Genomic DNA, 783 nt, shown 5'->3' with positions numbered 1-783 from the left:
TCAACGCCTTGTTAACTGGCCTCATTTCCGCACTCCTTGAGCCAACGTTGCGAGCTTGGGGTAAATAATAAAGCGACAAGGGCAAGCTGTGCCCAAAATAACCAAGAGTAAAAATAGCTAGGGTGTCGACTCGGCGATAGATCGCCGACTAGTGGAATGATAACCCAGAAAAGCAATCCCCAACGTGCCCATGCGTGCTGCCCATAAAGAATAACTGAAAATATGATTCCAACAAAAAAGAACGCTGGGACAGCAAATACAATGGTACTAGGATCTTGAATTCGTAGAATTCGATGTATCGAGCTTGAAAAATACCATAGCGCCAGGCCACCCAAAAACGTGCAAGGTATTAGTATGGATATGGGTCTTGATCGTAGCTTTGAACTCATCATGGCCTATTAACGCTTCAAGCAGGGGCCGCTGTAAAGCGGTCCCGGCCCGAAGGGCCCTTGCTGCCTTGACTTGTTAAGTGACTTGCTCAAGGTGCTGCTCCGCTATTGTAATGGAGCCGTCTTCTAGGCAAGACATGAATACCGAGAAAGTGATTTCAGCTACCTCACTTGATTGATTGGAGCTTGCCCAGTACTTGGTTATTGTGTCGTTGAATATTGCATTAAGATGATTGCCATTCGCTCCAGGGTTTATCGGAATTGGGTTGCTTTCGATAAGTTCATACAAACGAACCTTTGCATTGAGTGATTCCTGAACTTGCTTCCAGTTGTCTGGGCTTTCCTGTCCAAGTAGTGTCCTTGGCACATTATGAACCCACGAATGACCATAAAG

The 783-nt window shown here is 46.0% G+C and carries 1 protein-coding gene; it reads right to left on the bottom strand.

The window, feature by feature from the left end:
• Positions 1-465: 465 nt before the first annotated feature.
• Positions 466-783: hypothetical protein (locus JYP50_RS21620; RefSeq protein WP_206562654.1), on the bottom strand; the 318-nt coding region annotated here is incomplete at its 5' end.

Source organism: Parahaliea mediterranea (assembly GCF_017255185.1).
GTDB lineage: Bacteria > Pseudomonadota > Gammaproteobacteria > Pseudomonadales > Halieaceae > JAFKCZ01.
The sequence above is the reverse complement of the archived record's forward strand: the minus strand, read 5'-3'. Positions and strand labels throughout refer to the sequence as shown.